General features: G+C 60.5%; 18 protein-coding genes. 13 read left to right on the top strand and 5 right to left on the bottom strand.

Going from position 1 to position 25,914, the window contains the following annotated elements:
* Window positions 1-194 precede the first annotated feature (194 nt).
* Genes ACIU1A_RS19950 through proX form a run of 3 tightly spaced genes read left to right on the top strand, consistent with a single transcriptional unit; the run spans window position 195 to window position 3,438 of the window.
* Window positions 195-1,388 carry a glycine betaine/L-proline ABC transporter ATP-binding protein gene (locus tag ACIU1A_RS19950; RefSeq protein ID WP_404925075.1) on the top strand — a complete coding sequence of 398 codons (1,194 nt, stop codon included), beginning with the start codon at window positions 195-197 and terminating at the stop codon, window positions 1,386-1,388.
* 2 nt (window positions 1,389-1,390) lie between these two features.
* Window positions 1,391-2,329, top strand: a complete 939-nt coding sequence (locus tag ACIU1A_RS19945; RefSeq protein ID WP_140498487.1) for a proline/glycine betaine ABC transporter permease — start codon at window positions 1,391-1,393, stop codon at window positions 2,327-2,329.
* A 56-nt stretch (window positions 2,330-2,385) separates the two neighbouring features.
* Window positions 2,386-3,438, top strand: a complete 1,053-nt coding sequence (gene proX, locus ACIU1A_RS19940) for a glycine betaine/L-proline ABC transporter substrate-binding protein ProX (RefSeq protein WP_224519139.1) — start codon at window positions 2,386-2,388, stop codon at window positions 3,436-3,438.
* A 286-nt stretch (window positions 3,439-3,724) separates the two neighbouring features.
* Here proX and ACIU1A_RS19935 read toward each other — a convergent pair whose 3' ends face one another.
* Together ACIU1A_RS19935 and ACIU1A_RS19930 are read right to left on the bottom strand one after the other, a co-directional pair.
* A complete protein-coding gene (locus tag ACIU1A_RS19935; protein WP_404925074.1) occupies window positions 3,725-5,434 on the bottom strand; it encodes an alkaline phosphatase D family protein in 1,710 nt (569 codons plus the stop codon).
* Window positions 5,431-9,558 carry a GMC family oxidoreductase N-terminal domain-containing protein gene (locus tag ACIU1A_RS19930; protein WP_140672093.1) on the bottom strand — a complete coding sequence of 1,376 codons (4,128 nt, stop codon included), beginning with the start codon at window positions 9,556-9,558 and terminating at the stop codon, window positions 5,431-5,433. The genes ACIU1A_RS19935 and ACIU1A_RS19930 overlap by 4 nt, the downstream gene beginning before the upstream one ends.
* 416 nt (window positions 9,559-9,974) lie before the next feature.
* Between ACIU1A_RS19930 and ACIU1A_RS19925 the strand changes: the two genes are divergently transcribed.
* Together ACIU1A_RS19925 and ACIU1A_RS19920 are read left to right on the top strand one after the other, a co-directional pair.
* Window positions 9,975-13,727 (top strand): ATP-binding protein, encoded by a 3,753-nt coding sequence (locus tag ACIU1A_RS19925; protein ID WP_404925073.1) that lies wholly within the window; start codon window positions 9,975-9,977, stop codon window positions 13,725-13,727.
* 47 nt (window positions 13,728-13,774) lie between these two features.
* Window positions 13,775-14,461 (top strand): Crp/Fnr family transcriptional regulator, encoded by a 687-nt coding sequence (locus ACIU1A_RS19920; RefSeq protein ID WP_140673398.1) that lies wholly within the window; start codon window positions 13,775-13,777, stop codon window positions 14,459-14,461.
* Window positions 14,462-14,727: 266 nt separating this feature from the next.
* Here ACIU1A_RS19920 and ACIU1A_RS19915 read toward each other — a convergent pair whose 3' ends face one another.
* Window positions 14,728-15,000 (bottom strand): hypothetical protein, encoded by a 273-nt coding sequence (locus ACIU1A_RS19915; RefSeq protein ID WP_140498482.1) that lies wholly within the window; start codon window positions 14,998-15,000, stop codon window positions 14,728-14,730.
* A 223-nt stretch (window positions 15,001-15,223) separates the two neighbouring features.
* Window positions 15,224-15,961, bottom strand: coding sequence for a Crp/Fnr family transcriptional regulator (locus ACIU1A_RS19910; protein WP_140498481.1), 738 nt, complete (start codon window positions 15,959-15,961; stop codon window positions 15,224-15,226).
* A 223-nt stretch (window positions 15,962-16,184) separates the two neighbouring features.
* Between ACIU1A_RS19910 and ACIU1A_RS19905 the strand changes: the two genes are divergently transcribed.
* From ACIU1A_RS19905 to ACIU1A_RS19880, 6 genes are all read left to right on the top strand, one after another.
* Window positions 16,185-17,537, top strand: a complete 1,353-nt coding sequence (locus tag ACIU1A_RS19905; RefSeq protein ID WP_404925072.1) for a substrate-binding protein — start codon at window positions 16,185-16,187, stop codon at window positions 17,535-17,537.
* 185 nt (window positions 17,538-17,722) lie between these two features.
* Complete coding sequence (locus ACIU1A_RS19900; protein ID WP_140561321.1) at window positions 17,723-18,598, top strand: branched-chain amino acid ABC transporter permease; 876 nt, start codon at window positions 17,723-17,725, stop codon at window positions 18,596-18,598.
* Between the two features lie 11 nt (window positions 18,599-18,609).
* Window positions 18,610-20,445 carry an ABC transporter permease subunit gene (locus ACIU1A_RS19895; protein ID WP_404925071.1) on the top strand — a complete coding sequence of 612 codons (1,836 nt, stop codon included), beginning with the start codon at window positions 18,610-18,612 and terminating at the stop codon, window positions 20,443-20,445.
* Window positions 20,442-21,140 (top strand): ABC transporter ATP-binding protein, encoded by a 699-nt coding sequence (locus ACIU1A_RS19890; RefSeq protein ID WP_140561318.1) that lies wholly within the window; start codon window positions 20,442-20,444, stop codon window positions 21,138-21,140. The genes ACIU1A_RS19895 and ACIU1A_RS19890 overlap by 4 nt, the downstream gene beginning before the upstream one ends.
* An 83-nt stretch (window positions 21,141-21,223) precedes the next feature.
* A complete protein-coding gene (locus tag ACIU1A_RS19885; protein WP_140525297.1) occupies window positions 21,224-21,502 on the top strand; it encodes a hypothetical protein in 279 nt (92 codons plus the stop codon).
* Window positions 21,503-21,566: 64 nt separating this feature from the next.
* Window positions 21,567-22,019, top strand: a complete 453-nt coding sequence (locus ACIU1A_RS19880; RefSeq protein ID WP_140498475.1) for a VOC family protein — start codon at window positions 21,567-21,569, stop codon at window positions 22,017-22,019.
* 201 nt (window positions 22,020-22,220) lie between these two features.
* Here ACIU1A_RS19880 and ACIU1A_RS19875 read toward each other — a convergent pair whose 3' ends face one another.
* The gene (locus ACIU1A_RS19875) at window positions 22,221-23,462 is read right to left on the bottom strand and encodes an ROK family transcriptional regulator (protein WP_181165372.1); all 1,242 of its coding nucleotides are present in this window, start codon (window positions 23,460-23,462) and stop codon (window positions 22,221-22,223) included.
* A gap of 111 nt (window positions 23,463-23,573) precedes the next feature.
* Here ACIU1A_RS19875 and ACIU1A_RS19870 point away from each other — a divergent pair, with 111 nt between their 5' ends.
* Window positions 23,574-24,626 carry an N-acetylglucosamine-6-phosphate deacetylase gene (locus tag ACIU1A_RS19870; RefSeq protein WP_140498473.1) on the top strand — a complete coding sequence of 351 codons (1,053 nt, stop codon included), beginning with the start codon at window positions 23,574-23,576 and terminating at the stop codon, window positions 24,624-24,626.
* Window positions 24,623-25,816 (top strand): ABC transporter substrate-binding protein, encoded by a 1,194-nt coding sequence (locus tag ACIU1A_RS19865; RefSeq protein ID WP_140561314.1) that lies wholly within the window; start codon window positions 24,623-24,625, stop codon window positions 25,814-25,816. The genes ACIU1A_RS19870 and ACIU1A_RS19865 overlap by 4 nt, the downstream gene beginning before the upstream one ends.
* Window positions 25,817-25,914: the final 98 nt, after the last annotated feature.

Below are 25,914 nucleotides of genomic sequence, written 5' to 3'. Positions count from 1 at the left end.
TTATACCTATCCGGGTAGCGGAGAGCCTATATCATCGAACCCGCGAGCCGTATGCTTTCCTTCGTAGCACTGGGCTACGCGGGTATCCTGCCGAACGGGGGAAGACGGCGGGTGCAGTTCTATCTTCATTAATCGGGATCGTGGCTCTGGAATGTGCTGACTATCGTCCGCCAGGCCAGGAGTGGAGGACAGGTGTGACGGATCGCATAACGGTCGAGGGCGTGTACAAGATTTTCGGCAGATCGCCGGAATCGGCTTTGGCCATGCTGAAGTCTGGCGAGACAAAGGAAGCTGTGCTCCAGAAGACCGGGCAGGTCGTCGGCTTGAGCGACGTGTCGCTGTCCGTTCCCGTCGGTTCGATTTACATGATCATGGGCTTGTCCGGCTCCGGTAAGTCGACGCTTGCGCGATGCATCAATCGCCTCATCGAGCCGAATGCAGGGCGCATCCTTATCGATGGCGAGGAGATCACCGGCGCCAGCGAAGCGCGGCTGCGCGAAATCCGCCGGACGCGTATCTCCATGGTGTTCCAGCACTTCGGCCTGTTGCCGAACAGAACGGTGTTGGAGAATGCCGAGTTCGGCCTGAAACTGCGAGGTGTGCCAGCCGCCGCGCGCAGGAAGAAGGTGATGGAGGTGCTGGAGGTCGTCGGGCTGGCTTCGTGGGCAAATCATCTTCCCGGTACGCTGAGTGGCGGCATGCGTCAGCGCGTCGGATTGGCCCGCGCACTCGCCACGGATGCCGATGTCCTGATCATGGACGAGGCTTTCAGCGCGCTGGACCCACTCATCCGCAGCGAAATGCAGGACGAACTGCTGCGCCTGCACAGGACTTTCCACAAGACCATCCTGTTCATCACGCATGATTTCCAGGAGGCGCTGAAGCTCGGAAGCCGGGTCGCCATCATGGCGGATGGAATGGTGATGCGCGAAGGCGTTCCGCAGGACATCGTGACCAAGCCCGGGAATGACTACGTCGCCGCCTTCACCCGCGACGTCAACCGGGCCCATCTGTTCGATGCGAGTTCCGTGATGGTGGAAAGCAGCCCGCTCCGGCTAGACGGACGTGCGTCTGGCGGCCGCGATGCCGAGGGCGAACCGGTGTTCATCGTCGACGATTCGATGCAGGTCGTGGGTGTCGTCGGACCACGCCAGTTGCCATGCCTCGCCGATGGTTCGGCGATCCAATCATTGATGAGCAAGGACTATGAGACGGTATGCGGCACGGAAAAGCTGTCGGTGGTGGCCAGCCTGTGCCATCGAGACCGGCCGATAGCCGTTGTTGACGAGGGCGGCCGATATTTGGGGCGTGTCGATCCACTCCAGATCCTGTCCCGCATTGGCGCTCCGGCGGCGGCTTCCTCGCAATCCCGGGGAGCGGAGGCCTGATCATGCTGGATGTCGATAATCTCTATGTCATCCCGCTGGACCAATGGATCCAGGTCGGCGTCCGCTGGCTGGCAATGCATTTCCGGCCGCTGTTCCAGACAATCAAGTGGCCCGTCGAGACCCTTTTGACCGCGATCGACCATGGACTCCATGCCATTCCGTTTCCGATCCTGATCGGGATCTTTGCTCTCATCGCATGGCGCTCCGCATCGCGTGGCGTGGCCATATTCACGCTGCTTTCGCTGACCCTGATTGCCTTCATGGGCCTGTGGGCGGAAGCGATCACCACCCTGTCGCTCATCGCCACGGCAATCGTGGTGTGCGTCATTCTTGGCATTCCAATTGGAATCCTGTGCGCGCGCCACGATCGCGCCTGGACCATCGTGCGGCCGGTGCTCGATGTCATGCAGACGACGCCCAGCTTCGTCTACCTGGTCCCGGTGGTCATGCTGTTCGGCGTCGGAACGGTGCCTGGGGCAGTCGCGGTCATCGTGGCGGCGATATCGCCGCTGATCCGCTTCACCAATCTCGGGATTCGTCTTGTCGACAAGGAGATGGTCGAGGCGGGGCGGGCCTTCGGTGCCACCGATCGCCAACTTCTCTGGGAAGTCCAACTTCCATTGGCCTTGCCAACCATTCTGGGCGGCCTCAACCAGACAGTACTGATGGCCATGGTCATGTCGGTGATCGTATCCATGATCGGGGCCGAAGGGCTCGGACTTGTGGTCCTGCAGGGGCTGGGACGTCTCGATGTCGGCATGGCTGCCGTCGGCGGCATCGCCATCGTCCTGCTAGCCATGATCCTCGATCGCATCACGCAGGGCCTGGCCAACCAGGACAAGGCCGGACCAACCCGGGGCATCCGGGCCGCCCTGGCTCAGTTGCTGCGTCCCAGAAATGAGGAAGCGGGGAGTTTCGAAACGAACCACCAGCAGGTTTGAACACCGTCTCGATCAGGCGGAACGACGCAACAAATATCACAACAAGGGGAGAATACATGTCGGCGAATTATCGATACCGCAAAGGGCTGAGACTGGCCTGCGCCATGGCTGTTGCAGCAACCATGATGGGTGGGCAGAGTTTTGCGCAGGATAAGCCTGGCGAAGGCAAGACCATTCGTTTCACGTCCTCCGACAGCCTGGGCGCCAACTATATTCAGGACCAGGTCCTGATAGCGGGCCTCGAGAAACTCGGTTACGACGTAAAGTTGTCGACCATGAACATGTCGGCGATCCTGCAGGCCATTTCGCAGGACGACCTCGACATGACCGGCGACATCAACTGGCCGCAGGCCGAGCCCGCCATCGCACAGATCTCGGATACGGTCGAACTGATCAATGAAGGCACGATCGCGGGCGGCGGCATCAACGGCTACATGATCGACAAGAAGACAGCCGAAGCCAACAACATCACCAATGTCTCGCAACTGAAGGACCCGAAGATCGCCGCCTTGTTCGACACCGACGGTGACGGAAAAGCCAATCTGGTGAATTGCGATCCCGCTTGGAAGTGCGGTGACGTCGTCGATTTCCAGGTCAAGGAGTTCGGCTTGAGCGATACGGTGCGCTCCATCCGCGCCAAATACGAGCCGCTGATCGGCGAGGTCTTTGCACGGGCCGACCGAGGAGAGCCGATCCTTCTTTACACCTGGAGCCCATCCTGGATCGTCTATCGGCTGAAGCCCGGCAAGGACGTGGTGTGGCTGCCGATCCCGTATGACGCTCTTCCCGAGGGCGTATCGAAACCGAAGACGCACGAGGTCAAGGACGTGGTTGGCTGTGCGGGGGGGCAGAACCCATGCCGCATGGCGGTTGGCCCATGGAACTGGCGCACGCTCGCCAACAAGAAGTTCCTGGCTGACAATCCGGCGGCCAAGAAATTCATCGAACAAGCGAAATGGTCGCTGGACATCTGGAGCCAGTGGGAAGGCGATCTGGGGGCCGGCAACAAGACCGACGCCGAGATCAAGAAGATCGCCAACGACTGGATTGCCGCAAATCAGTCGGAGTTCGATGGCTGGGTAAAGAATGCGGCTGCCGCCGGGAAATAATCCGGGCAGGCCTCTATCGTGGCCTGTTATCACAATGGTGGCGGACCCTGTCCGCCACCATTGTCGATTGAGGAGACCGATTGCCGGCCAAGCGTTTTCGCTTCATGGCGACGTTTCCTTATGGGGAGCGGCTACACAGGCTCATGCAAAGGGCAGGCGATCGTTTGGACATGCGGCCTCAGAGACGATTATCTCGGGATAAATAGCTGCCGCCGCGCCTGATCGAGCGCGGGCCGCTTGGTATAGTGAGAAAAAACTGAGTGAAGCCTTATTTCACGCGCAGCTATTACTCTAGGTCGCGCGTGAAGGTTCCGTTCTCCTTGAGCCCCCCGCTGTCGTGGAACTTGACATCCAGACGCCAATGCGAACGGCGGCGGCATGTCGTTACAAGCGCGAAACCGTCGCCAGGGGCGAAACTTGTCTGCACCTCGCAACAATACGGCCCCTGCTCAGGATCGGGATCGGGAAAGCAAAAAGTCTCATTGGCCTGGAAATTGTCGGCAGTTCCGTTCGCAAACGGATATGGCGCGTACAGCGCCGAACTGTGGATACAATGCAGGATGCTCTGCTTGCCGGTTTTGCTGTTTGTTACACGAGCGGTGACCAGGCTGCTCACGTGCTCGTCACCCGACAGGAATACCAGTCCCTTTATTTCCTTGTTGCACACGAACCTGAGCAGTTTATGTAAGGAAAACGGGTATCCATCCCACGCGTCCGAACGCAAGGCACAAGTGGGGGCCTCGGCCACCTCCCGCCGCCGCGGCAGCACTGCCGAGGATGTGAGAACAAATTTGGGCATTTCGGTGTGTTCAGGCTTGGTAAGCCATTCACAAAGTTTGGCGAATTGCGTTGAACCCATGATCCGCGCTTCGCACCAGTTCGAAACCGTCCGTCCTTGACGTTCGGTGCGCGTGTCGCAAAGGAAGAATGGCATACCGTTGTGGGTTAAATCGTCTCGCCAGATGTGTGCCGGCAGGCGCTTTTCCAGCACCTCGGTCTTGCCACGTTCGTACCTGAAGTAAGCCAGCTTCCCAGGCTTTATGACGATATCATTCTTGCGCATCGCCGGGTCGGGGTCTTTTGCCCAATTGTCGCGAATCTCATGATCGTCCAGCATCATTTCAACCGCCATGTCCAAGCGCTGCATCACCGCCTTCACACCGCGGCTCTGGCCCCGGCGTTCGTAGGGTATTCGGAATCGGTCGTTGACTACCTTAGGGTCGAAAAGCCCTGCCGTAGCGTCGATATATACCTGATCGCCGGCCAGCAGCAGCAACGTTGGGGCGCCGGGTTTGCCCAGTAGATCGCCGAGCGCGAGCAGAGACGCATCCGCGGGCCCTCGTGTCGCATGCTGACCGTCGGGCATGTGGTCGAGGAAATCACTGGGGTATTGGCAACTTGCGAGAGCGAATGAAAGGTTCGATACCGCGCGGGCATCGCTCTTGTGCCGATGGCTTCTGTGCGACCTTCCAGGCCTGCCGACGATCAGGCCACCTCGCAAATCATCCAATGTGTCAGTCTCGAGCGCATACCGAATAGCCTCGGCGGCCCTCTTCACCGCGTTCTTGGCATGCGAACCTGTGTCGAGGATTTCAGGTGGTGATCCCGCCGCGTCGGGCAGTTTCGGTAACCGAGCCAAGCCGCCAATACCCTGCGCCTGAACGTACAGCAGCAAGACCAGTACCTGCTGCGCTTCAGGCCACTCATGGAGCGGAATTTCAAATACGTAAGGAGATGCGGGTTGCTTAATATAGTAATGCGGAAGACTATTATAGAGGCTATCGTCCCTCTGTCCTTTCTCGTCGCCGCGGCTCGTAACCGGCGGACCGATCATGTGCAGGCGGTCGCCCTTTGCGTAGACGGGAACAATGAAAGCTGCATGAGGCAAGCCCCGCCCTCCGCTATCGGCCGCTTGCACCAGGATCTTGCCCGCCTCGACCTCTACGCGCACCCCGAAGGCGGGCGCCCTGGCTTCAGAGGGGAGAGAATGCGTCATGGCTTGTCCTCCAAGGGGCCCGGCATATCGGAGATATCCGGCATTCCGAGGTATTTCGCTATAACGCCGCAGATCGACGAGGCGTCTTTGCCGATCAGGCAATCCTGATGACCGTGGCCGGCAATGCACCAGGTCAGGTAGGACGGTTGGCCGAGCGCCAGGAACTGGCCGCTTTTGTCAATAAGATCCCTGATTTCTTCCTCCGATTGCACCGCCTCGACCGCATGCAGAGATGAGTTCAAATGCGGCACGCCGGCCCCTTTGAGCATATTTCGCATCAGTCTTAGCGTTGAGGGGGCGACCAAACCGTTTTCCGCTCCATGGATCGACATCATCGGGAACTTCAGTCGATCCCTCACCCGGTCCGGCAGCACATAGCGATTTATGCCGGCGCGATCGGTCACGGTGTTGAAGCCAGCAAAATGTATGACCTGCGAGACTGTCTCGACGCTGAGCGGGCCGAAGAAATCGTCGATGTGGTCGAGTACGAGGTCAGAGAGATTGTTGAGCGAGAAGGTGCGTGCATAGAGCGCGTCCATCCGATGTCTTGTGCCGACCCAAGGCGTCGCTTTGCCTGGGGGCCAGAGGGGATTCTCGCGCCGATACTCGTCGGACGGCAGCCACATTGCCGAGAGCGCTCTGTCGAGCAATTGACCGGCGAGCGAGATATCGCCATGCGGACTAAACACATAGTCTTCAAGTTGAAGAAAATAACGTACATATCGCATCACATATGCGGCGAGCACATTTGCCGAACTCAACAGCATTGCCGGGCCGACTTGCGAAAACACCACGCGCCCGATCTTATTGTGCAAATTCCTTCGATCATGCTCGCCAAGCACTGCCATGCTGAACATTGCCGCGCCCATGCAATGGCAGACGACATCGAGCCTTTCCTGCCCTGTCGCAGCCAGCACGTGTTGGACGGCGATCGGAATGTCATTCTCCGCCATCTCCTCAAAAGACCAACCGCCTGTGGCGGTAGTCAGGCCTGAACTCGATCGCATATCGAGCACCCAGACATCGCGCCCAGCATCACACAGCGATTGAGCGAGGTTGCCGGGTACGGCAGCATGAGCAAATGTGGTGCCGCTCGCACTGTAACCATGGATGAGCAAGACGGGGCGTTTCGGGACGCCCTTCTCGATACTGCCGTCATAGCGGGCCAGGCGAATGCGGATCGGCGGGCTGAGCTGACCTTTCAAGGTCAACCAGTCGATTTGGGGCGCTGGTAAGCCCGGCACCGCCCCGGGCAACCGTTGTGGTTCACGCGCAGATGGCGGGTCGGGGCGGCGAAAACTCAGTGCATGTATCTGAAGCACGACGCGAAAACCGTAGAGTATGAAAGAGGCCAGATCTGCCAGTGCCGCGACACGGTCTTGCTGCCCCACTATCCGCAGCAGAGGCACCGATTGCCGCGCCAGGTATCGTTTGTTTAGCTCTAGCGACGGTAGCTTCTTGCCAATGACGGTCTTGCTCATCTGCGGGAAAACTTCGACCGACATCTCCATCAATTGCTGCCAAGGGCTGGCGCCGCGCGCATAGGTGAGGCGCTTAACCGCTCTGATTTTCTTCTGCGTGAACAGAGAGCTGTCGAACCTCACGCCCGTGCCGAGATCTTCCGGCTCGACAACCTTGTCGATGTGCAAATCGTATTCGATCAGGCGGACCCCGCCCGCACGCGAGCACAGGTGCAGAATGTCGAGCAGTCTGAGATGGGATGCCCCTCCGCTAGGCGGCGTGAGACGCAACCATTCCTGGCCCTGGCGGACCAAGCGGTAAGCAAAGTCGCGCATCCCGCGGTTGAGCGCCCACGCAAGGATAGCGCGCAGCATTCGGGGCACGGGGCGCGATTCTTCCAGATCGAACAGGTGGAGCGATCCCGAGATCTCCGCCTCGAGCGCAACATGGCTTTCATAGGCCTGATCTGCAATGGGGTCGAACTCCTTTCCTGCACGCAGAATGCGCAGCCGACCATGGGCAATCGGCAAACACCGTCCACGGGACGTTTGCAGCGCGTAGAGATCGGTGAGCACCACCGGCTTGGTGGTTAGCGTCAGTTCGACCATGTGTGGTTTCACACCGCTGCCGCGCATCGCCAGAGGGACCTTGCCGCGCACCTGTTCGGTCAGTTCGATGCTGGTAGGCTTAGGCGCAGGGTTCGTCCGCGGCGTGGAATAGATCGGCCGCGTTTCGCCACGAGAGTTCCCAGGCAAGGGGGCGTTGATCAAACGGCCGCCACTGAGTTGCCATTCCTCCTTGAGCTCGGTGATCGCTCGCAATGCCAGAACGGCTATGGTCAAGGCGGGATTGATACCCAGAGACGTGGGCACGACCGAGCCATCGAGCACGATCAACCCTTCGTGAGTGCGTCTGAGGCCGACCGCGGCGGCATCGAACACGCGGCCGCAATGATCGGTCACGCCTTGGCGAACGTCGTCACCCATGGCGCAGCCCCCGAGAGGATGCACCGTCAGCAGCGGGCCGCGCTGGCGACCGAACACGGCTTCGAGCCTGTCGGACAAAGGTCGCCACAACAGGTTGTTCACCAGCCGTCCGCCCAATCCAGACTCTCGAAGCAAGGCGCCAAGGCGCGCATGATGGTTCTCGAGTCGGGGGTCCAGTCGCAACTCCGGCCAGCGCACTGTGAGCATCCCGTCGGCGAGCATTTTTTCAGGATCGTCTTGCTTCTCATCGGCGCTGTTTTGCATCGAGGGCCCTAGCGCCAGTGCTCCCTCCGCGTCGTCGCGGCCGATCATAGCCAACACCAGGGAGTTGGTGATGGCGGCTGGATTGACGGCTGCATCGTCTGCCCGTGAAGGATTCGGCTCATGCTTCGCCCAGTCGCCATCGGCGACGCGATTGAGCACATCGAATGTGGTGGCGCTTTCCTCAAACAGGCGGCGCAGCGGTCCCGGTACGGCAAGATCCTGGATCACCAGGTCAGTAGCCGCGTTGCCGTCGCGCAGATCGATCATTGCGGTTATCGTCGGGCCGACCGCGCGACCGCAATCCTCGCTCTTGATGTTTGGGGCCGGATTCTCGGTTTCGTCAGCGACGCCATTCACCCGTGCCGCCAAATCATGGGCAACGACGAGCATGTCACCATTGGCGGAGAACTTGCTTCCCAGCTGATCGGAGAACTTTATCCCGCGGATTTGCGAGCGCATCAAAATTTCCGTCGAGCCGAATGTGCCTGCTGCAAGGATCACGCGCCTCGCCAGCAGCGCGAACGGCTTCCGCTGGTTATCGCGTAGATGGCCGTCGGTGTGATTGACGTCCAACTGCCATCCTTCGCCCGCGCGCAAAACGCGCAAGACGGTGGCGCCAGTGACGATCTGTACCAGGCTTTGTCGAGCTAGCCGCAACAAGTTCAGGTCGAGGGATTCTTTGGCATTGTAGTTGCAACCAGTGGCGCAGTCGCCGCAACGGCGACATTCGCTCATCGCGACCCCGGCGTGGTTGGTGTGGCAATCGGAAGCGACGGTTATGTGAGCGGGTCGTGCTTTGCCACCAGCCAAATTTCTAATTGCTTCGGACTTGGCCAAGAAAGGCTTGGTGACACGTATCGGCTTGGCTCCCAACCAATCACGCAGCCGTTCAGCTGTCTCTGCGAGCGTCGTATCTCTGCGGATTTTGGTGGGCCAGCGTGCTTCCCGGAAAATCTCCAGCAGCGGCATCTCCATCACGCCGGCGTTGATTAATGAGCCTCCACCCAAGCCACACGCGACGAGAGCTACCGCGTCGTCGCTGCAGCGCAAGTCGTAAAGACCATCGAACACGCCGCGTTGGCGTTTCGCAAAGGGGGTGGCAAAGCGGACGTGGCCGCCCAGATCGGCCAATCGCGAAGGGAACATTCCGGCCAGGTACTCCTTGCCGCGTTCCAGTACGCAGATTTTTAAAGATTGGCCTTGCACATCCTTGCAGGCGCTCAATTCGGCGGCAGCCACCGAGCCGCCATAGCCGCTGCCAACGATGACAACATCAAAGTCATATCCGCCCCTGACGGTTGCCCTTTCCGTATCGGCGATCTGCGGAAGATCGTGGACCAATGTCTCGAGTCGGTGCGAGAGCCAAGCCGTCGCACGTGGCGGCTCCGGCGCTGCCTTGATGTGTACAGGCAATGCGTCCTCCCTAATTTAGATATCAATCATATACGAAATTTGGTGTAACGTCAGGAAGTCACGCAATCTATCGGAGCGATATTCATTCCCTTTAGGAAGTGCGCGGTCGGCGGTGCCTTTCTCTGCCCTGAAACCATGGGCACGGCTGCGGGAAGGAACCCATGGAGGGTACTTGCGAGCTACTTGAGAGTTTTCTGCCGCTGGAATTACTCGGTAGAATTCACGCACTTCGAGCGGATGGCCCAGTAGCCGTCGAATTCCCGGCTGCAGTGGTGTTTGTCGATGTGTCCAGATACACGGCCTTGGTCGAGCAACTAGCACGACGGGGGCAAGAAGGACTTGAAAGAATCCCGAGCCTGCTTAGTCACTCCTACGCGCGATGCGTAGAGCAAGTATACAATCGTGGAGGCGAGATTTTGTACCTCGCCGGCGACGAACTGCTGGCCTATTGGTCGGCGGATGTCCGCGGACTTGAAAGCGCGGTGCGAGCGGCGACAGCCTGTGCCAAGGCAATCTGCGGCGGCCGGAACGAGCGTTTGGAGAACGGAACAGCTGAAATCGCACCCGCGCTGCATGTTGGAGTAGGGGCGGGGCCCCTCTGGGCGGCGGCTTTGGGCGGTCAGCCGGTGTGGACGCTCTTTGCAGGGGGAGATGCCATCATGCAGGCCGCCCAGTCCCAAGCGGCTGCGCGCCGATGGGAATATGTGCTTTCCGACAAAGCCAACTTGGCCCTTGCGCAGCCGTCTCAATCGCGGCGCAGTCGGCCTACGCTGGCTTCTCCGCCTCCGGGCTGGCTGGCAAGGTTTTTGCCTTTGCAGCTCAGGGACCTGCTGTCCGAAGCCGACTTGCGCTCAGTTGCCGCGGACAGCGCCATTGCCATCCGTTCCGAAGAAGGTCGTCCAACGACCGCCCGCTTAGACGCCCTGGCGGAGATTAGGCCGATCACCGCCCTTTTCGCGCGAATTGCCGGACTTGACCATCGTCAACCTCAGGCGCTTGCGCGCTATCAATTGCTATGCGCGACCCTCCAGGAGGATCTGCGTTCGCGCGGTGGGCCGGCCGGCGAGTTGCTCTTTGACGACAAAGGTCTGATTTTCTTTGCGACGTTCGGAGCGCGAGGCAGTTTCCACCGCGACGATCCTTGCCGTGCCGTCGATGCTGCTCGCGCGATCCGTCTGACGGCCCAACGCTTGGGCCTCTCCGCGTCGATGGGCGTGGCTACCGGCGATGCGCTTTTTAGTGTTGTCGGAAGCGCACGTCGGCGCCAGCTGATGGTGATCGGCGCCCCCGTGAATCGGGCGGCGCGGCTTATGACGGCGGCATCGGCAAACGTTCTCTGCGATGCACCAACAGAGCGAGCCAGCCGGACGGCGTTTTGGTTCGAAGAACACGGCACGTTGCAACTGGACGGACTTGGGGACATGGCAACGGTATTTTGTCCCATGGATCCGCGCGCCCCGGTCCAACCTCTTAGTCCGCTGATCGGTCGGCAGAGCGAGCTGGAGTTCCTGAAACGTACGTTCGAGGAGACCCGCCGTGGAGGCAGGCGTTTGCTCGTTGTCTTGGGTGAGTCGGGCATTGGAAAAACCGCTTTGATCAGAGCTTTCACGGACGAACTGCGCTCAACCGCAATCGAGGTTTTGACCGCGCGCGCCGAACGTGACGATCGCCGGACATCGCTCCTGCCATGGCGGCGGGTGCTTGTGTCCCTTCTCGGCCTACCGTCCGACAGCGATGGATTTGCGGTGCTTGATGTCGTCACACAACGGGTTCAAGGCAACTCGTCGCTCGTTGGGCGACTGCCCTTGCTAGGTGATGTTCTGAGCATCGAAATTCCCCAAAACGACGGAACGCGACATCTGGAGGGACCTCATCGCGCTGATGCCACCATGCGTCTTTTGGGTGATCTCATGGATAACTTGGCACCGCGCCCGCTGGCATTGGTCCTGGAGGACAGTCAGTGGCTGGATTCGGCATCGTGGCGCCTCGTCGAGTGGGTTCTCTCATCTCTGTCCTCGTTGCTTCTGGTCCTGTGCGTACGCTCGGACGAAGTTCCGGAGGAGTTAAAAAACCTACGAAGGCGAGCCGAGGCCACAAGAAGGAATACATCCGGAACGGAACCTGACGATCCCGCGCGCCTGTGTCGTATCCTGGATCTTGAGGAACTCAGCGAGGCGTCGATTTGCGAACTGGTCGCCCGCACGCTCGGGGATGTGCCCCCACATGGCGAACTGGCGCGCCGGGTCTCGGCCTTAGCCGGTGGCAATCCGTTTTTCGCCGAGGAGATAGCGCTGACATTAAAGAGCCAGGGGCTCATCGCCATACGCGATGGTTTGTGGTGTCCGATCCGCCCGCTCGAGAGCCTTCGATATTTCGAAGGTGTCGATCGGGTCATTCGGGAGCGCGTTGATCGATTGGAGACCCCAGTCCAGCACGTTCTCAGGGCTGCGGCCGTGATCGGGCGTTCATTTACCGGCGAGGCCCTGGCGACGTTGCTCGAGGGCGAGTTGGATCACGACGGTGTGGGTGCAGCTGTCGAGTCGCTCGTGGCGGCGCATCTCGTGCGTCAGGGCACTGGATCAGGGAACTACGAGTTCCGTCATGATCAAATCCGAGACGTCGTTTATGGCTCAATTCCCAGTGAAGTGCGACAGCGACTTCATGCAGCTCTGGCCGCTTGGATCGAGTCGAGCCAGTCGGCCGCCATGGGCGCGGATGTCGCGGCCCTCGTTCAGCATTTTGAGGCCGCCGGAAACAATTTCAAGGCAGTTGGATATGCCAATTTGGCAGCAATCAAGGCGCTGCAGGTCGGTGCGTTTCGAGAGGTCGAGGCGTTTCTGGAAATCTGCTTGAGATACGAGTCGAAGCAGCCTTGGAGTGCTGAGCAAAGACTTCAGTCGGTGCGTTGGCGCAGGCAGCTCGGCGAGGCCCATTACAGTCGTGGCGACCTCCATGCTCAGGGCATTTCGGTGAGGCGCGCCCTCACCTTGGCGGGCACGCCGGTTCCACGTTCCTCGGCAGCCCTTTTGATGCGGCTGCTTGGGGGTGGAATGCGGCTCGCGTTCCAACAAGTGTTACCTCCTTCGCTATGGTCAACTCAGGATGGTGTGCTGGACTCCTGGGAGCGAGAACTAGCTCGCTGCCTTAACCAGGCGGCGGTCGTGGACTATTTCGAGCTTCGCTTTTCGCGAGCGTTTTCCCACACCGTCGCGGCTGTCGCCCATGCGGAGCGCACGGGGCTCACCATGGAGATGGTGGTCGCGTCCGCCCAACTGGCATGCGGGCTGGGAATTCTGGGGCGCCGGCGCGCTTGCAACTACTTCATGGCAAGGGCAGAATGGGTGGTGACTGCGCTCGCCGATCCAGCGGTCCATGCCCACCTGTGTAATCTCGATGCGCTCTGGCGCATCGGCCGCTGCGACTGGCTGATGGTAGATCGTCGTCTGGATCAGTCTCAAGAGCTGTGTCTAAAGGCGGGCGATCAACTAAGTTGGTGCAACGCCCAGGCCATGCGCTTCTGGTCAATGTACTACCGCGGTGAATCGGGTGCGCTGGAGTACACCGCCCAGGCGCTGCTCTCCCGCGCGCAGAACAGCGGAAACCTCCAGCAAGAGATTTGGGCGCTCCGATGCAAGTCGTTGTGTGTGCTCCACACGGATAGCCCCCGTGAAGCGGTCGACATCCTTCGGCTGACCACGTCCGCTATGGTCGGATCCGCCGATCTCGCCGACTTGGTCTCCGCCAAAGGGTCGCTTGCGCTCGCGCTTGCACGGGTCGGGCTCCATGCTGAGAGCCTTCGGGCTGTGGTCGAGACGCTACGCCTGCTGCGCGAGATGCGTCGGCCGACTGTGCACAGCACACTGCCCGGCATTGCCGGCGTGTGCGAAGTGCTTCTGCGCGGCAGGGAGGCAGGCCTCTCGCGCGAGTACGACCAGTGGCGCCACTGGGAGCGCCAAGCGCTGCATGAGCTCAAGCGTTACCGCCGCGCGTTTCCTGTCGGCACCGCCCAGTATGGGCTGTGGGTCGGCGTGGCCCATTGGCTGGACGGGCGCGGTGACCGCGCCGTCTCTACTTGGCGGCAAGCACTCGCGGCTGCGCGGCGCCTCTCGTTACGCAGGGATCAGTCGATCATTGCGGCCGAGCTGAGGCGCCGGCAAGACAAGATCTAAGATACTCTCCTGCGTTGGAGTTATCCGATCGGCAACTTGGGGGCGACATGGCTTTTGGCGGCGCGAACGAAAGAAATGATCTCCCGCGCCTTGCACGGATCGATCCGCGCCTGTTCGATCTTCTTTTCGGCGGCTGCAAGGTTGAACGCCACGCGGCGGGCCAGATTCTCTTCGTCCAGGAAGATCCATCCGATCGTATTTACGGGGTGATGAGCGGGACGGTGGAGATCTCGATGTATTCGCCGGGAGGCCGGAAGCTGGTGGCCAATATCGAGCTTTCGCACAGCTTGGTCGGAGAGATCGGCGCGCTCGACGGGCGCCCGCGCACCGCAACCGCCACTTGCCTGACCGTTTGCGATCTGGCCTCGCTCGGTCGGAAGCAGCTCTTCGATCGCATCGAAAAAACCCCACCTCTGGCACGCGCCATGATTGAGCTTTTGTGCGCACGGCTGCGTTGGGTCAGCGGCGAACTTGGCGATCAGGCTTTCTTCGGCATTGAGGCCAGGCTGGCAAAACGACTGGTCTTTTTGGCCGGCGTTATGGCGGATGGCTCAGGTTGGATACCGATCTCCCAGTCCGAACTGGGGGAGTTCCTGGGCGCCACGCGCGAGTCCGTCAACAAGACACTTAACGATTGGCGCAACCGTTCGATCATCGCAATCAAGCGTGGTGGCCTGCGCATAAGGAACGCCGGTGCGCTTCGTCACATCGCCGAGTCACAGGACGATGACTGATGTCGCCATTCGCAATCGGCGCGCGCGCATCACAGCCGCGAAATTAGATTGCGCAACGAAGACCGGATCGGCATGAAGGGATAGTCCTCCACCTGTCGTGGTGACGAACTGGGAACCTCCGTTCAGCATCCTGACGCCGTCCCAGGCGATTGGACCTGCCACGGCTGTCGCGCGATCTATGGTCGGGCTTTTCTTAATAGTCCGTCGGTCAGTCGGTACCCGCTCAAGGAGGCAGAGCGGTGGCGCAGCCACCGCTCTTATCTGGATCAATTCCGGCAGTCCGGGCTGACAGGATCGTACTGGTGTGGGCTGACCCCCATGCACTTGGAGTTCGAAGCGCCACCAGGCAATCCGATCGACCCGGTCGGGAAGCCATACACCGCTTCTTCTGAAGCCAATGAATGTTGACCCTTCAAGTCACCCGGGGCTTCGAAGTCACCATTGTCGGCTCGCAGACTGTGGACGAAGGTCGAGTCGATCGCGAACGAAGGCACCGTGAGGATGAAGAATGCAGACGCAGCTGTAATGATCTTATACATGTTTCTCTCCCTTTGGTTGATGGCATCACAAAATTCGTGATGAGAACGAAATTGGCTTAGTTAAAAACCAACTTCCTCTTCGGGCTTGATATTTGCTATTTTCTTTATGATCTGTCCGAAAGAGAGACTAAATTGCCTGCTCTGTCATCTCTTGTACGCCGCGGGTGAGATTTGTATGTGAAGGAATTCACGCAGGGTGCTAATATGATCGACGGGACGCTTTTCATTCCCGCTGCTTCAGCACCGGGATCGGAACGAGGGACATCGGCTGGTACTGAGCCAGTCTTCGAAGGCCCGCAAGATCAGTCAAGTCGATGAAGCGCGCGTTGCTGGTGATAAGCTGTTCGGCGCGCAATTGCTGAATGATGCGATTGAGATGGGGCACGCTCAACCCGAGCGCGTCCGCCATGATTTCCTGTGAAAACGGCAGATCGAAACTTGCTTCGTCGGCGCGTTCGACTTCCAGGAGACGCGCGTGAATCTCCAGCAAAAGGTGCGCCAACCTTTCAATCGGAGTGCGCCGACCTAGATTGACGATGTGTTCCGCATAAGTCGCTGCCTCTTGGGCAGCGAGCCAACTTAACACCAGACCGAATTGGGGCTGCTCGTAGCAGAGACGAATGTACGCGTCGAACGAGCAGACGGCGTAGGTCAGTTCGCTCACGGCAACGACCGAACAAGTGGATCGATCGAAAAAGCTGACCGGGAATCCAATGACATCACCGGGCAGGATGAGCTTCAGGATTTGCCGCCTGCCGCTGCGCAGCAACCTGTAGCGGATCGCGTAGCCGTCTTTAACAAAGCACAGGTTTCGGAACTCGGAGCCGTGAACGACGAGTTCCTCCCGTTTCCGAATGGTAAGATCGCGCTCGAAGATTGCCTCAAGACGTTTGATGTCTAGCGAATCCAGCTTCATTGCACGTGTCAGTCGGGTCACGATCGGGTGGCCGGTCAGCGGCATGCCATGCTCCAAATGTTCATGACCTTCAACGAAACTTTCCTATGCTTATTAATCCAGATCAATGAACAGAATTATCAAACGAAAGTTGTATTGACTGGCAGGCCTACGCCACTGCGAATGCCCATGCAAATAGGCCATTTTCAGCGTTTCGCTGGAAAAAACCGGTTTCCGGGAACAACAAATGAGAGCCGTCCGACGGCTCCACGCTAAGGAGGAACAGCTGATGCCGCTCGACGATCAAAATACTTCCAATATATCCCGCCGCACCATGCTGCACGCGGGCGCAGGTCTTCTCGGTAGTGCCGTTCTGCCCTTATCCAGCTTTGCGGCTTTTGCAGCCGACGACAAGCCCGCGATAGGCACCTGGCCGGCCGGGTCGGCGGGCGACACCGTCTACATCGGAGCCGCGGTGCCCCTTACCGGTGCCTATGCCGTGCAGGGTGCTGATGAACTTAAGGGCTGGCAGCTGGCGGTCGACCACATCAACAACGGCCATGAGTTGATGAAGGCGTTGGCGCCGAAAGTCGACAAGGGGTTGCTCGGCAAGAAGGTCGAGCTGTTGTCCGCCGACAGCGCGGCCAAGCCGAACCAGGCCGTCGAGCTCGAGCAGAATTTCATCCACCAAAACAACATCATCCTGATGACCGGCTCGACTTCATCAGCGGTCGCGGTTGCGCTCAACAAATTCGCGCAGCGCGAGAAGATCCTCTACGTCGCGGGCATCTCCGGCTCAAACGACACAACAGGCAAGGACTGTGTCCGCTACGGCTTCCGCCAGAACTTCTACGGCCAGACCGCAGCCAACGCGATCGGCCCGATCCTTCTGAAGACCTACGGAAAGGGAAAGAAGGCGGCATTCATGACGCCGGACTACACTTACGGTCACACCGTCACCAAGTCGGTGAACGACTACCTGACCTCTCAGGGTGGATGGGAGATGGTGACGGACCAGGTCTCGCCGCTAGGCACCCAGGATTTCAGCCAGTATCTGACCAACATCGCCAATTCGGGCGCCGAATTCATTGTCAACGTCAACTGGGGCCGCGACGCGGTGCTGTCGATCCAGCAGGCCAAGCAGTTCGGCCTGACTCCGAGCATGAAGATGGTCATCCCCTACCAGATCCCCTTCCTTGCCAAGGAAGTAGGCCCCGAACTGACAGCCGGCGTTTTTGCCGCTACCGATTTCTGGTGGACCCTGCAGGACAAGTATCCGCTCGCCAAGCAGTTCGTGGACGCGTTCCAGAAAAAGTTCGGTTATCGGCCGGAATGGGGCGCCGAAAATGCCTATGTCAGCTTCGCTCATTGGGCGCGCATGGTGTCGCAGGCCGGTAGCTTCTATCCGCCGGACGTCATCAAGCAATACGAGAAGGGTGAGACCATCCCTTCACTCGTCGGCGACGTTCACTATCGGCCGGAAGACCATCAGTGCGTGCGACCGGTCGTACTCGTCCAGGGTAAGGACCCCAAGGACATGAAGAGCGACGACGACTACTGGAAAGTGGTCGAGGTGGTCGATGGCGGGCCGCTGATGCAGAAGCCTGACGAGTTCGGCTGCAACCTGGGCAGCTACACCTGATATCCCGCAGCGCCTTCTCCGCCCGCCACGGGTGGAGAAGGCGCTCGCACCGGGACTGGCTCTGGCTGGACGCAGACGGTTCGTCTCCCGGCGGTCGGTGGAATGTCGATTGTTCGCGACTTGTCAACCAAACCCTTGCTGGCGCGAGGGCAGGGCATATTTTTCATGATTAAGGTGGGCGCAGAGTGATCAACTGGGCAAATTTCATCTCGCAGTGCTTCAATGGGCTCGTGCTCGGCGCGCTTCTGGCGCTGATCTCCTCCGGGCTGACCATCATCTACGGGACGCTCGGCGTCCTGAACCTTGCCCATGGCGCGATGTTCATGCTCGGAGGCTATGCCGGCTGGCTCGCCTACACCTACACAGGTTCATTCCTGGCCGCAGTGGCGGCCGGATCGCTGTTCGTGATGATCGTCGGCGTGTTGATCGAGCGGCTGATCATTCGCCATTTCTACATGCGGCCGCTTGAGGACCAGCTTCTCGTTACGTTCGGGCTCGGCATCGTTTTCGTCGAGACGATCCGCTTCTTCTTCGGCAGCCTCTCGCGCACGGTGCCGCCGCCCGCCTCGCTGGTCGGCATCACCCATCTGGGCTTCATGGTCTATCCCACCTACCGATTGGCGCTCCTCGGCATCGTCGCCCTGGCGCTGCTGATGCTCTATGTCGTGCTCTATCGCACCCGCATCGGGATGATCGTGCGAGCAGGCATCGAGGATTCGGTAATGGTCGATTCGCTTGGAATCGACGTCTACAAGATCTTCATGCTCGTCTTCGGCATCGGAGCCATGGCGGCCGGCTTCGCCGGCATTGTCAATGCACCCGTGGTGTCGATCGCGCCCGATGTCGGGGAAGCCATACTGGTCCAGACCTTCGTGGTCGTGGTGATCGGCGGCGTCGGTTCCTTTCCGGGCGCGATCCTCGGCGGCCTCATCGCCGGCGAAATCATCAGCATCACCTCGATGTTCAATCCCGGTTATTCCTATGTCATGCTGTTCGTGGCGATGACTCTGGTGCTGGTGCTTCGCCCGCACGGGCTGCTCGGCACGGCAGGGCGCGAGTAGATGCGGTCGCCATGAACATCAAACATCCCTTCCTTGTCGAGCTTCTGACGGCGCTGGCGCTCGTCCTGGCGCCGTTCGTGCTGCCCCATCTCGGCTTTTCGCCCAGCACGATCAATCGTATCCTTATATGGGGCCTGTTCGGGATCGGCTTCGACATCCTGTTCGGCTACACGGGATTGCTGTCGTTCGGCCAGTCGGCCTTCTACGGTACTGGCGGGATGTTCGCCGCCTATCTCCTGACTGAAACCGGCTTCTCCCATGTCATGGCTGCCATCGTCATGGGCGCCGTCGTGTCGGGTGTCGTCGGCTATGTGATCGGCCTGATCGCCCTGAGACGCACCGGCATCTATTTCGCCATGATCACGGTGGCCATCGCCGAAGTCTTCTTCTTTGTCGAGTTCAATCCGCTCTCGGCATTCACAGGCGGCGAGAACGGCTTGCCTGGCGTGCCAACCCCGGTCGTCAACCTCGGCTTCACGGTACTCGAATTCAACACCGACTGGACGATGTATACCTTCCTGGCGTTCTGGTATTTCGTGGGCATTGTCGTCGCACTTCGCATCGTACGCTCGCCGGTTGGCGCGATCCTTTCGGCGATCCGTGACAATCCGCTCCGCGCCGCGGCGCTCGGCCACGACATACACGGCTACAAGCTCACGGCCTTCGTGGTTGCGGCGATCTATGCCGGCTTTGCCGGCGGCCTGTTGGGCGTCATGCAGGGCTTCATGCCGCCGGACGCTTTCATGTTCGACACGTCTGGCCAGGTCGTGATGCAGACGGCGATCGGCGGTGCCGGCACACTGTTCGGGCCGCTGGTGGGCGCGACGGTGTGGCTCTATCTGAGCGACTTTTTCCAGAACACATTGCATCTCGGCGCCACATGGAAGTTGGTGCTCGGCATCGTTTTCGTGCTGCTGGTCTGCTTCCTGCGGCGCGGCATCGTCGGTGCGATCGTCGATCTCTATGGGTTGACCGGCGGCCGCAAGCGCATCGAACGGGCCAATCCCGCGGTCGAGAGTGCGCCACACGTCGTGACCGTCGTCGAACCGATGCCGGCGCGCCGGCATGGCACTGCGCCAGCATCCGGACCGATCCTGCAGGTGCAGGGCCTAACCAAACGCTATGGCGGTATCACAGCCAACAGCGACATCGACTTCAGCGTCGACCATGGGGAGATAAGGGGCATCATTGGACCCAACGGCGCGGGCAAGACGACGTTCTTCAAGATGCTCACCTGCGAGATCGCGCCGACCTCCGGCCGCATCATACTGGCCGGCCGCGACATTACGGGCATGGGTGTGTCCGAGGTGTGCCAGCTCGGGCTCACCAAGAGCTACCAGATCAACCAGCTGTTCGACCGCCTGACGGTGCGGCGGAACCTGATGATTGCCGCGCTGGGCGAGGCGCGTGGAAAGTTCCGGCTTGACCTGTTCAAGAGTATCCACAGCGTTCCCGGTCTCAATGAGCAGGTCGAGCGAACGGCGGCGCTGGTGAACCTTACGGCGCGGCTCGATCGGCCCGTTTCGGAACTGGCCTATGGCGAGAAGCGGCGGCTGGAAATCGGCCTTGCGCTGGCGACGTCGCCGAGCCTGCTCCTGCTTGACGAGCCGCTTGCCGGCATGAGCCCGCGCGAGCGCGTCGAGACCGTGGCGCTGCTCAAGTCAATCGCGCGTGGACGCACGATGATCATCATCGACCACGACATGGATTCGCTCTTCGAGCTGGTCGAGAAAGTGACCGTCCTGCAGGAGGGCAGGGTACTGGTCGAAGGCATGCCCGCTGAGATCAAGACCAACGCAAAGGTGCAGGAAGCCTACCTCGGCGGGGTACATGGAGAGGTGGCATGAGCCTGCTCGAAGTCAGGGCGTTGAACAGCTATTATGGCGACAGTCACATTCTGTTCGACGTCTCATTGAGGGTCGAGAAAAACGAGGTCGTGGCGCTGCTCGGGCGCAACGGCGCGGGCAAGTCGACGACGCTGAAGAGCCTGATGGGCGTGGTGACGCCACGAGCCGGCTCGGTTGAGCTCGACGGGGTTGAGCTGGTTGGCAGGAAGGCGCACAGCATCGCTCGGGAAGGCATGCAGCTCGTGCACGAAAATCGGCGCATCTTCGGCAGCCTGAGCGTCGAGGAAAACATCATTCTGGCCGGATTGACCGCCGACGGCCGCTGGCCGCTGGAACGCATCTACACGATGTTCCCACGGCTGAAGGAACGGCGCACCAGCCGTGGCACGGATCTCTCGGGTGGCGAACAGCAGATGCTGGCCATAGCCCGTGCATTGGTGCGCAACCCGAAGATCCTTCTGCTTGATGAGCCCTTCGAAGGACTTGCTCCAGTCATTGTGCACGATCTGGTGCGCGCCTGCCGCGAACTGGCCCAGGCAGGGCAGACAATCGTGCTGGTGGAACAGAACATCGCCGCGACGCTGGCGCTCGCGAGCCGCGTTTATATCATCAATAACGGCCATATCGCCCACGAGGGCCCGGCCGCCGAGCTCAAGACACAGCCGGGGCTGCTGCAGCATCATCTCGGCGTCTAGGGGCGAGCAGCCGCGGACGGCGTTCGACTTCCGACCGCCTTCGGCCATCCGTGCTTCATGCCGGCGACTATCCAGGCCATCGCTTGCAGGACCGTATCGCCTTCTGGCGCCAGCCGCTGATCGCCGGAAATATCAGGACAGTCTCCAGGTTGGAGTCGGCCTGGATTTTTGCCGACCTGCCGTGTTGGAAAAGAGAGGCACCGTTCGATTTTCGAGGAATTTCAAGTCGAGCCGGCGCCGGCTTCGGCGGCAATCGAGCAGATGATCGCGTGGAACCCGGAACGGATCGTGTCGACGCACGGTTGATGGTCTCCGGCGGTGCGGTGGGCGAACTGAGGCGAGCCTTCCGCCGGGTCTTGTAAAGAGTGTTTCGCCGGCTTGTGCACCGCAAACGAGCGCTCTGATATTTGGCGCGAGGACACCGAGATGACTGAACGACCGGAGAGATATCGAAATGCGATTGTCCCTCATATCTACGTCGACGGGGCGTCGGATGGGATCGCGTTCTACGAGCGGGCATTCGGAGCGATGGAATTGTTCCGAATTGCCCACCCAGGCGGCAAAATCATGCACGCCGAGATTTTGATCTGCGGAGCCGTGATCATGATCGGGGATCCGGACGAGAGACTATACGGCGAGCCGCGGACACTTGGTCGCTGCACAGCTGGCCTTCACATCTTCACTGATGATAACGCGACCTTGCTGCGGCGCGCGGTCAAGGCTGGCGCGGAAGAGATTCAGCCACCCACGAATATGTTCTATGGCGCCAGTTCCGCCACCGTGCGCGATCCCTTCGGCCACGTCTGGGTGCTCCTGTCGTGGAGGGAGGACCTCGATCCGGCAGAGATGGAACGGCGCGGGAATGCGCTCCTGGCCTAAAGAAGAAAACGCTGGCGACATGCTAAATGCGGCTGTTCGCTGTGCGGCTCGCTAGTGAGAACCGGCTCGAAAACCTCCGCGAGGCAGTGAGCTTCGCCCGAGCGGCGTCGCAGCATTCTCCACAGGACGTGAGAGGTGTGGGGCATCGAGATTGCTCCCGGATCTCTGAACCCGCAGCGTCAATCATTCAGATGCTTCGCGTCAGGGCATCGGCCTTTGCCGCTTTCCATTCCGCCGGCTCCGCCCTGCGCCATTCGGTTTCCCCTGCGGCGTGCCGAGCAGCACGCAAACGGCGATTTCATGAAGCGGTTGCGCGGCGCCTTGGACGACGTAGTCCAGGCTGGAGCGATCGGAGATCAGGGTCGGCAGGCGCAAGGTGCCGATCAATCCTTCCGCCTCGAAGCGGGAGCGTAGAAGTTCGTAGAGTCCGGCATTGCAGGTAAACGGGCCGGTGATGAACACCTTCTCGGGGAAAAGCAGCCTGCAGGCGTTCCCCAGCGCGCGCGCCATAAGATCGACGGCGACCCGGATTTCGGGAATATCCGTCAGCTCCATCGTCTCGATTTGGCTGGAGAGGAGTTCCTCCTCCCCTGAAGCCCACGGATATATCTCCCGTATGACCGGCAACAGGGCTGACAGCGAAGCTGCTGTTTCGAGACAGCCCCGGTTGCCGCATCCGCAGGGGCGATCCTTGAGCACGTTGAAACGCCAATGGCCGATTTCGCCGAAGGGGCCGCCCTGGCGCATCGGCGCATCGTCGCTGCCGCGATAGGCCAGGCCGATGCCCCAACCCCAATGAAGAATGAAGGCGCCTTCCAGCCTTTCCATGCCCGGCACGGCGTATCGGGCGCTCAATTCGACATCCAGTTGGCGAAACAGGAACACGCGCGGCGTGATGCCATCGAGCGCCTTGCCGACGTCGAAATCGCGAACGTTCGGCCATCGCGAGGTCAATATCCACGTCCGGGTCTTCACGTCCACGATGCCGGAAACGGCAACGGACGTTCCGACATGACGCATGCCAGACGGGCAGCTGCCGAGCAGACCGGCGACAAGGTCACGCATCGTCGCGGTCATGCGGGCCGAATCGGCGTCGGACGGAACATGGGCGGTTTGCCGGGCGAGGACACTTCCGCGGAAATCGACAAGGACGCCAACCAGTTCCTGGCTGGAAACAAGAAGGACGGTCGCGCCCGCGCAACCGGGGTTCAAAACGATTTGCGCCGGTGGGCGGCCACGGCCGCTCACCTGGCCGACGCTTTGCTCGATGATGCCCCTGCCGACGAGGTCGGCGATGGCGCGCGAGATCGCCATCGAGGTCATGTCCAACTCGGCGGCAAGTGCGGCGCGGGATTTGCCGCCGCCTTCGTGCAGGCTGGCGATGACGCGTGCGCAGTCGCGTTGGCGGGCGTCCTCGAAATCCGCGGTGTAGAGCGTCAACATGCCCGGATTCTTTTCCTTTCGCATTTCTGGATAACATTATTCAAAAATGGCTTGCAAGCGGTATCAAGCCGTGTACTCTCCGCGTAAGGAATCTTGGCGATCGGCCGCAACATGATTACTCCCGGTCTGGTCGACATGCAGGTCAATGGCTTCGCCGGCGTCGATTTCAACTCGGGGACCCTGACGGCGGCGGAACTCGACGAAGCGCTGGAGGCCCTCCTGGCGTGCGGCGTGACAGCGTGCCTGCCGACGATCATCACGGCAAGGCCGGACGAATTGTCGGCGCGGTTCAGCGCTCTCGACAAGGCTGTCTCCGAAAGCCGCCTCGGTCCCCTCATGTGCCCCGGCTATCATCTGGAAGGTCCGTTCCTCAATCCCGCCCCGGGTTATTCCGGATGCCATCCCGCCTCGGCGATGACCGCTGCGGATCCTGCGCTCATTGAGCGTCTGCAGTCGCTGCTCAAGCGCCCGATCCTTTTGACGACGCTGGCTCCCGAAGTGGAAGGTGGCATTGCTTTCATACGGGCCATGAACCGGCACAACATTCTTGTTTCGATCGGCCACTCGGCTTGCGGTTTTGAGCTCGTGGCGCAGGCCGCGGCGGCTGGCGCTGTCCTTTCCACCCATCTCGGCAACGGGCTGCCGCAAACCTTGCCGAAACTGGACAATACCCTGTTTGCCCAACTGGCCGAAGACCGTCTCGCCGCGACATTCATCGCCGACGGGATTCACGTTCCGCCAGGCGCGTTGAAATCGCTGGTCCGGGCAAAAGGGCTGGACCGGTCGGTCCTGGTTACCGATGCCGTTTCGGCGGCCGGTGCGCCGCACGGATCTTACGAATTTGCCGGAATGCGGGTCGAGAGCCGCGCCGATGGCTCGGTCCGCGTTCCTGGCGGCATCGGGCTCGCCGGGTCGGCGCTGCGACTGGACGACGCCGTGCGCAACTTGGTGCGCTGGGGCATCGCCGGTTTCGCACAGGCTGTCGATATGGCCTCGGCAAATGTGATGGCGCTGCTGCAGCCGGTGCTGGACGCGCATGGCCTTCGCGTGCCCGCCAGCGAGATCGAGTGGGCGCCGGACATGACCATCACCCGTGCGCGCGTCGGAGAAGAAGAACGCGAATACGACCGGCAAACGACAAAATGGGAAGGAAGACAACCATGACTGCTCGTGAACTCAAGGTGAATCGCCGCACCATCCTTGGCGGCATTGGCGGTACATTCCTCGCCGGCACGACGCGGGCCTGGGCGCAATCACCCAAACTGCCGGCATCGCCGGTCGTCATCTCGGTGATGGACGTGGGCGGCGCGCTGGCGCTTTCGCAGCCGGCCTTCGAAAACTACGCCAAGAAATATCCCGAGCGCACCGAACGCATCGTCTTCACCAAGGCACCGGTGACCGAGCTGGCCGGAAAGCTGCGCGCGCAGCAGGAAGCCAACCGCGTCGATATCGACATGGTGCTGACCGGGTCCGACGGTCTGGCGGCAGGCCTAGCCAACGGCACGTGGATCAAGATTCTGCCTGATTTCAACGACAAGTTCCCCAAAATCGAGGACAATTACGAACCGGCCGCACTGGCCCTGCACAAGAAGCAGGGCGCGGGATATGGCGTTGTCGTCAACTACTATCCTTCCGGCCCGCTGATCGAATACGCGCCTGAGCGGGTGAAGGAGGTTCCCGGCTCGGTAGAGGCGCTGCTAGCCTGGGCCAAGGCCCATCCGGGCCGCTTCATGTATGCGCGGCCCACCAATTCCGGCCCCGGCCGTACATTCATGATGGGTCTCCCCTACCTGCTCGGCGACAAGGATCCGCAGGATCCCGTCGACGGCTGGGAGAAGACCTGGGCCTATCTGGCAGAGATCGGCCAGTATATCGACTATTATCCCGCCGGCACCGGCGTCACCATGAAGGAATTCGGGGAAGGCAGCCGCGACATCATCATTTCGACCACGGGATGGGACATCAATCCGCGCGCCCTCGGCATCGTGCCGGAATCGGCAAGGATCGGCACGCTCAAGGGCTTCCATTGGGTTTCGGACGCCTTTTTCATGTGCGTTCCGAAAGGCATTTCCGACGACAAGCTCGCCGTGGTGCTTGATCTGATGGCATTTTTGCTTACGCCCGAAGCGCAGGCTTATTCCTACGATGAGGGCTATCTCTACCCCGGCCCGGCGGTGAAGAACGTGCCTGTCTCCATGGCGCCGCAGCACAGCCAGGACATCGTCAAACGTTTCGGCAGGGACGAGTATGCCAGCCTCATCGCCGATAACCCGATCGAACTGCCGCTGCCGCCGGAAAAGATGATCGCCGCCTTCCGAAAGTGGGACGAATTGGTCGGCGCAAAGAAATCCTGATGCTTCGCCAAAGGCCGGCCGCGTCGAGGGGCTGGCGCTAGGATAGTGCAGCATGCCAGGCACCGGCCTGACGCGGCCTGTCCGCGACGGGACCTTCA

This window comes from Mesorhizobium maamorense, assembly GCF_044998965.1.
In the GTDB taxonomy this organism is placed as follows: domain Bacteria; phylum Pseudomonadota; class Alphaproteobacteria; order Rhizobiales; family Rhizobiaceae; genus Mesorhizobium.
This window is presented reverse-complemented; position numbering and strand designations above follow the sequence as displayed.

Excerpts from the sequence above, each read along its gene's own strand:
- ACIU1A_RS19895 (WP_404925071.1), top strand. The coding sequence starts at position 18,610 with ATGAACATCAAACATCCCTTCCTTGTCGAGCTTCTGACGGCGCTGGCG.
- ACIU1A_RS19935 (WP_404925074.1), bottom strand. The coding sequence starts at position 5,434 with ATGACGCATTCTCTCCCCTCTGAAGCCAGGGCGCCCGCCTTCGGGGTG.
- ACIU1A_RS19915 (WP_140498482.1), bottom strand. The coding sequence starts at position 15,000 with ATGTATAAGATCATTACAGCTGCGTCTGCATTCTTCATCCTCACGGTG.
- ACIU1A_RS19880 (WP_140498475.1), top strand. The coding sequence starts at position 21,567 with ATGACTGAACGACCGGAGAGATATCGAAATGCGATTGTCCCTCATATC.
- ACIU1A_RS19910 (WP_140498481.1), bottom strand. The coding sequence starts at position 15,961 with ATGCCGCTGACCGGCCACCCGATCGTGACCCGACTGACACGTGCAATG.
- proX (WP_224519139.1), top strand. The coding sequence starts at position 2,386 with ATGTCGGCGAATTATCGATACCGCAAAGGGCTGAGACTGGCCTGCGCC.
- ACIU1A_RS19865 (WP_140561314.1), top strand. The coding sequence starts at position 24,623 with ATGACTGCTCGTGAACTCAAGGTGAATCGCCGCACCATCCTTGGCGGC.
- ACIU1A_RS19890 (WP_140561318.1), top strand. The coding sequence starts at position 20,442 with ATGAGCCTGCTCGAAGTCAGGGCGTTGAACAGCTATTATGGCGACAGT.
- ACIU1A_RS19905 (WP_404925072.1), top strand. The coding sequence starts at position 16,185 with ATGCCGCTCGACGATCAAAATACTTCCAATATATCCCGCCGCACCATG.
- ACIU1A_RS19945 (WP_140498487.1), top strand. The coding sequence starts at position 1,391 with ATGCTGGATGTCGATAATCTCTATGTCATCCCGCTGGACCAATGGATC.
- ACIU1A_RS19920 (WP_140673398.1), top strand. The coding sequence starts at position 13,775 with ATGGCTTTTGGCGGCGCGAACGAAAGAAATGATCTCCCGCGCCTTGCA.
- ACIU1A_RS19870 (WP_140498473.1), top strand. The coding sequence starts at position 23,574 with ATGATTACTCCCGGTCTGGTCGACATGCAGGTCAATGGCTTCGCCGGC.
- ACIU1A_RS19875 (WP_181165372.1), bottom strand. The coding sequence starts at position 23,462 with ATGTTGACGCTCTACACCGCGGATTTCGAGGACGCCCGCCAACGCGAC.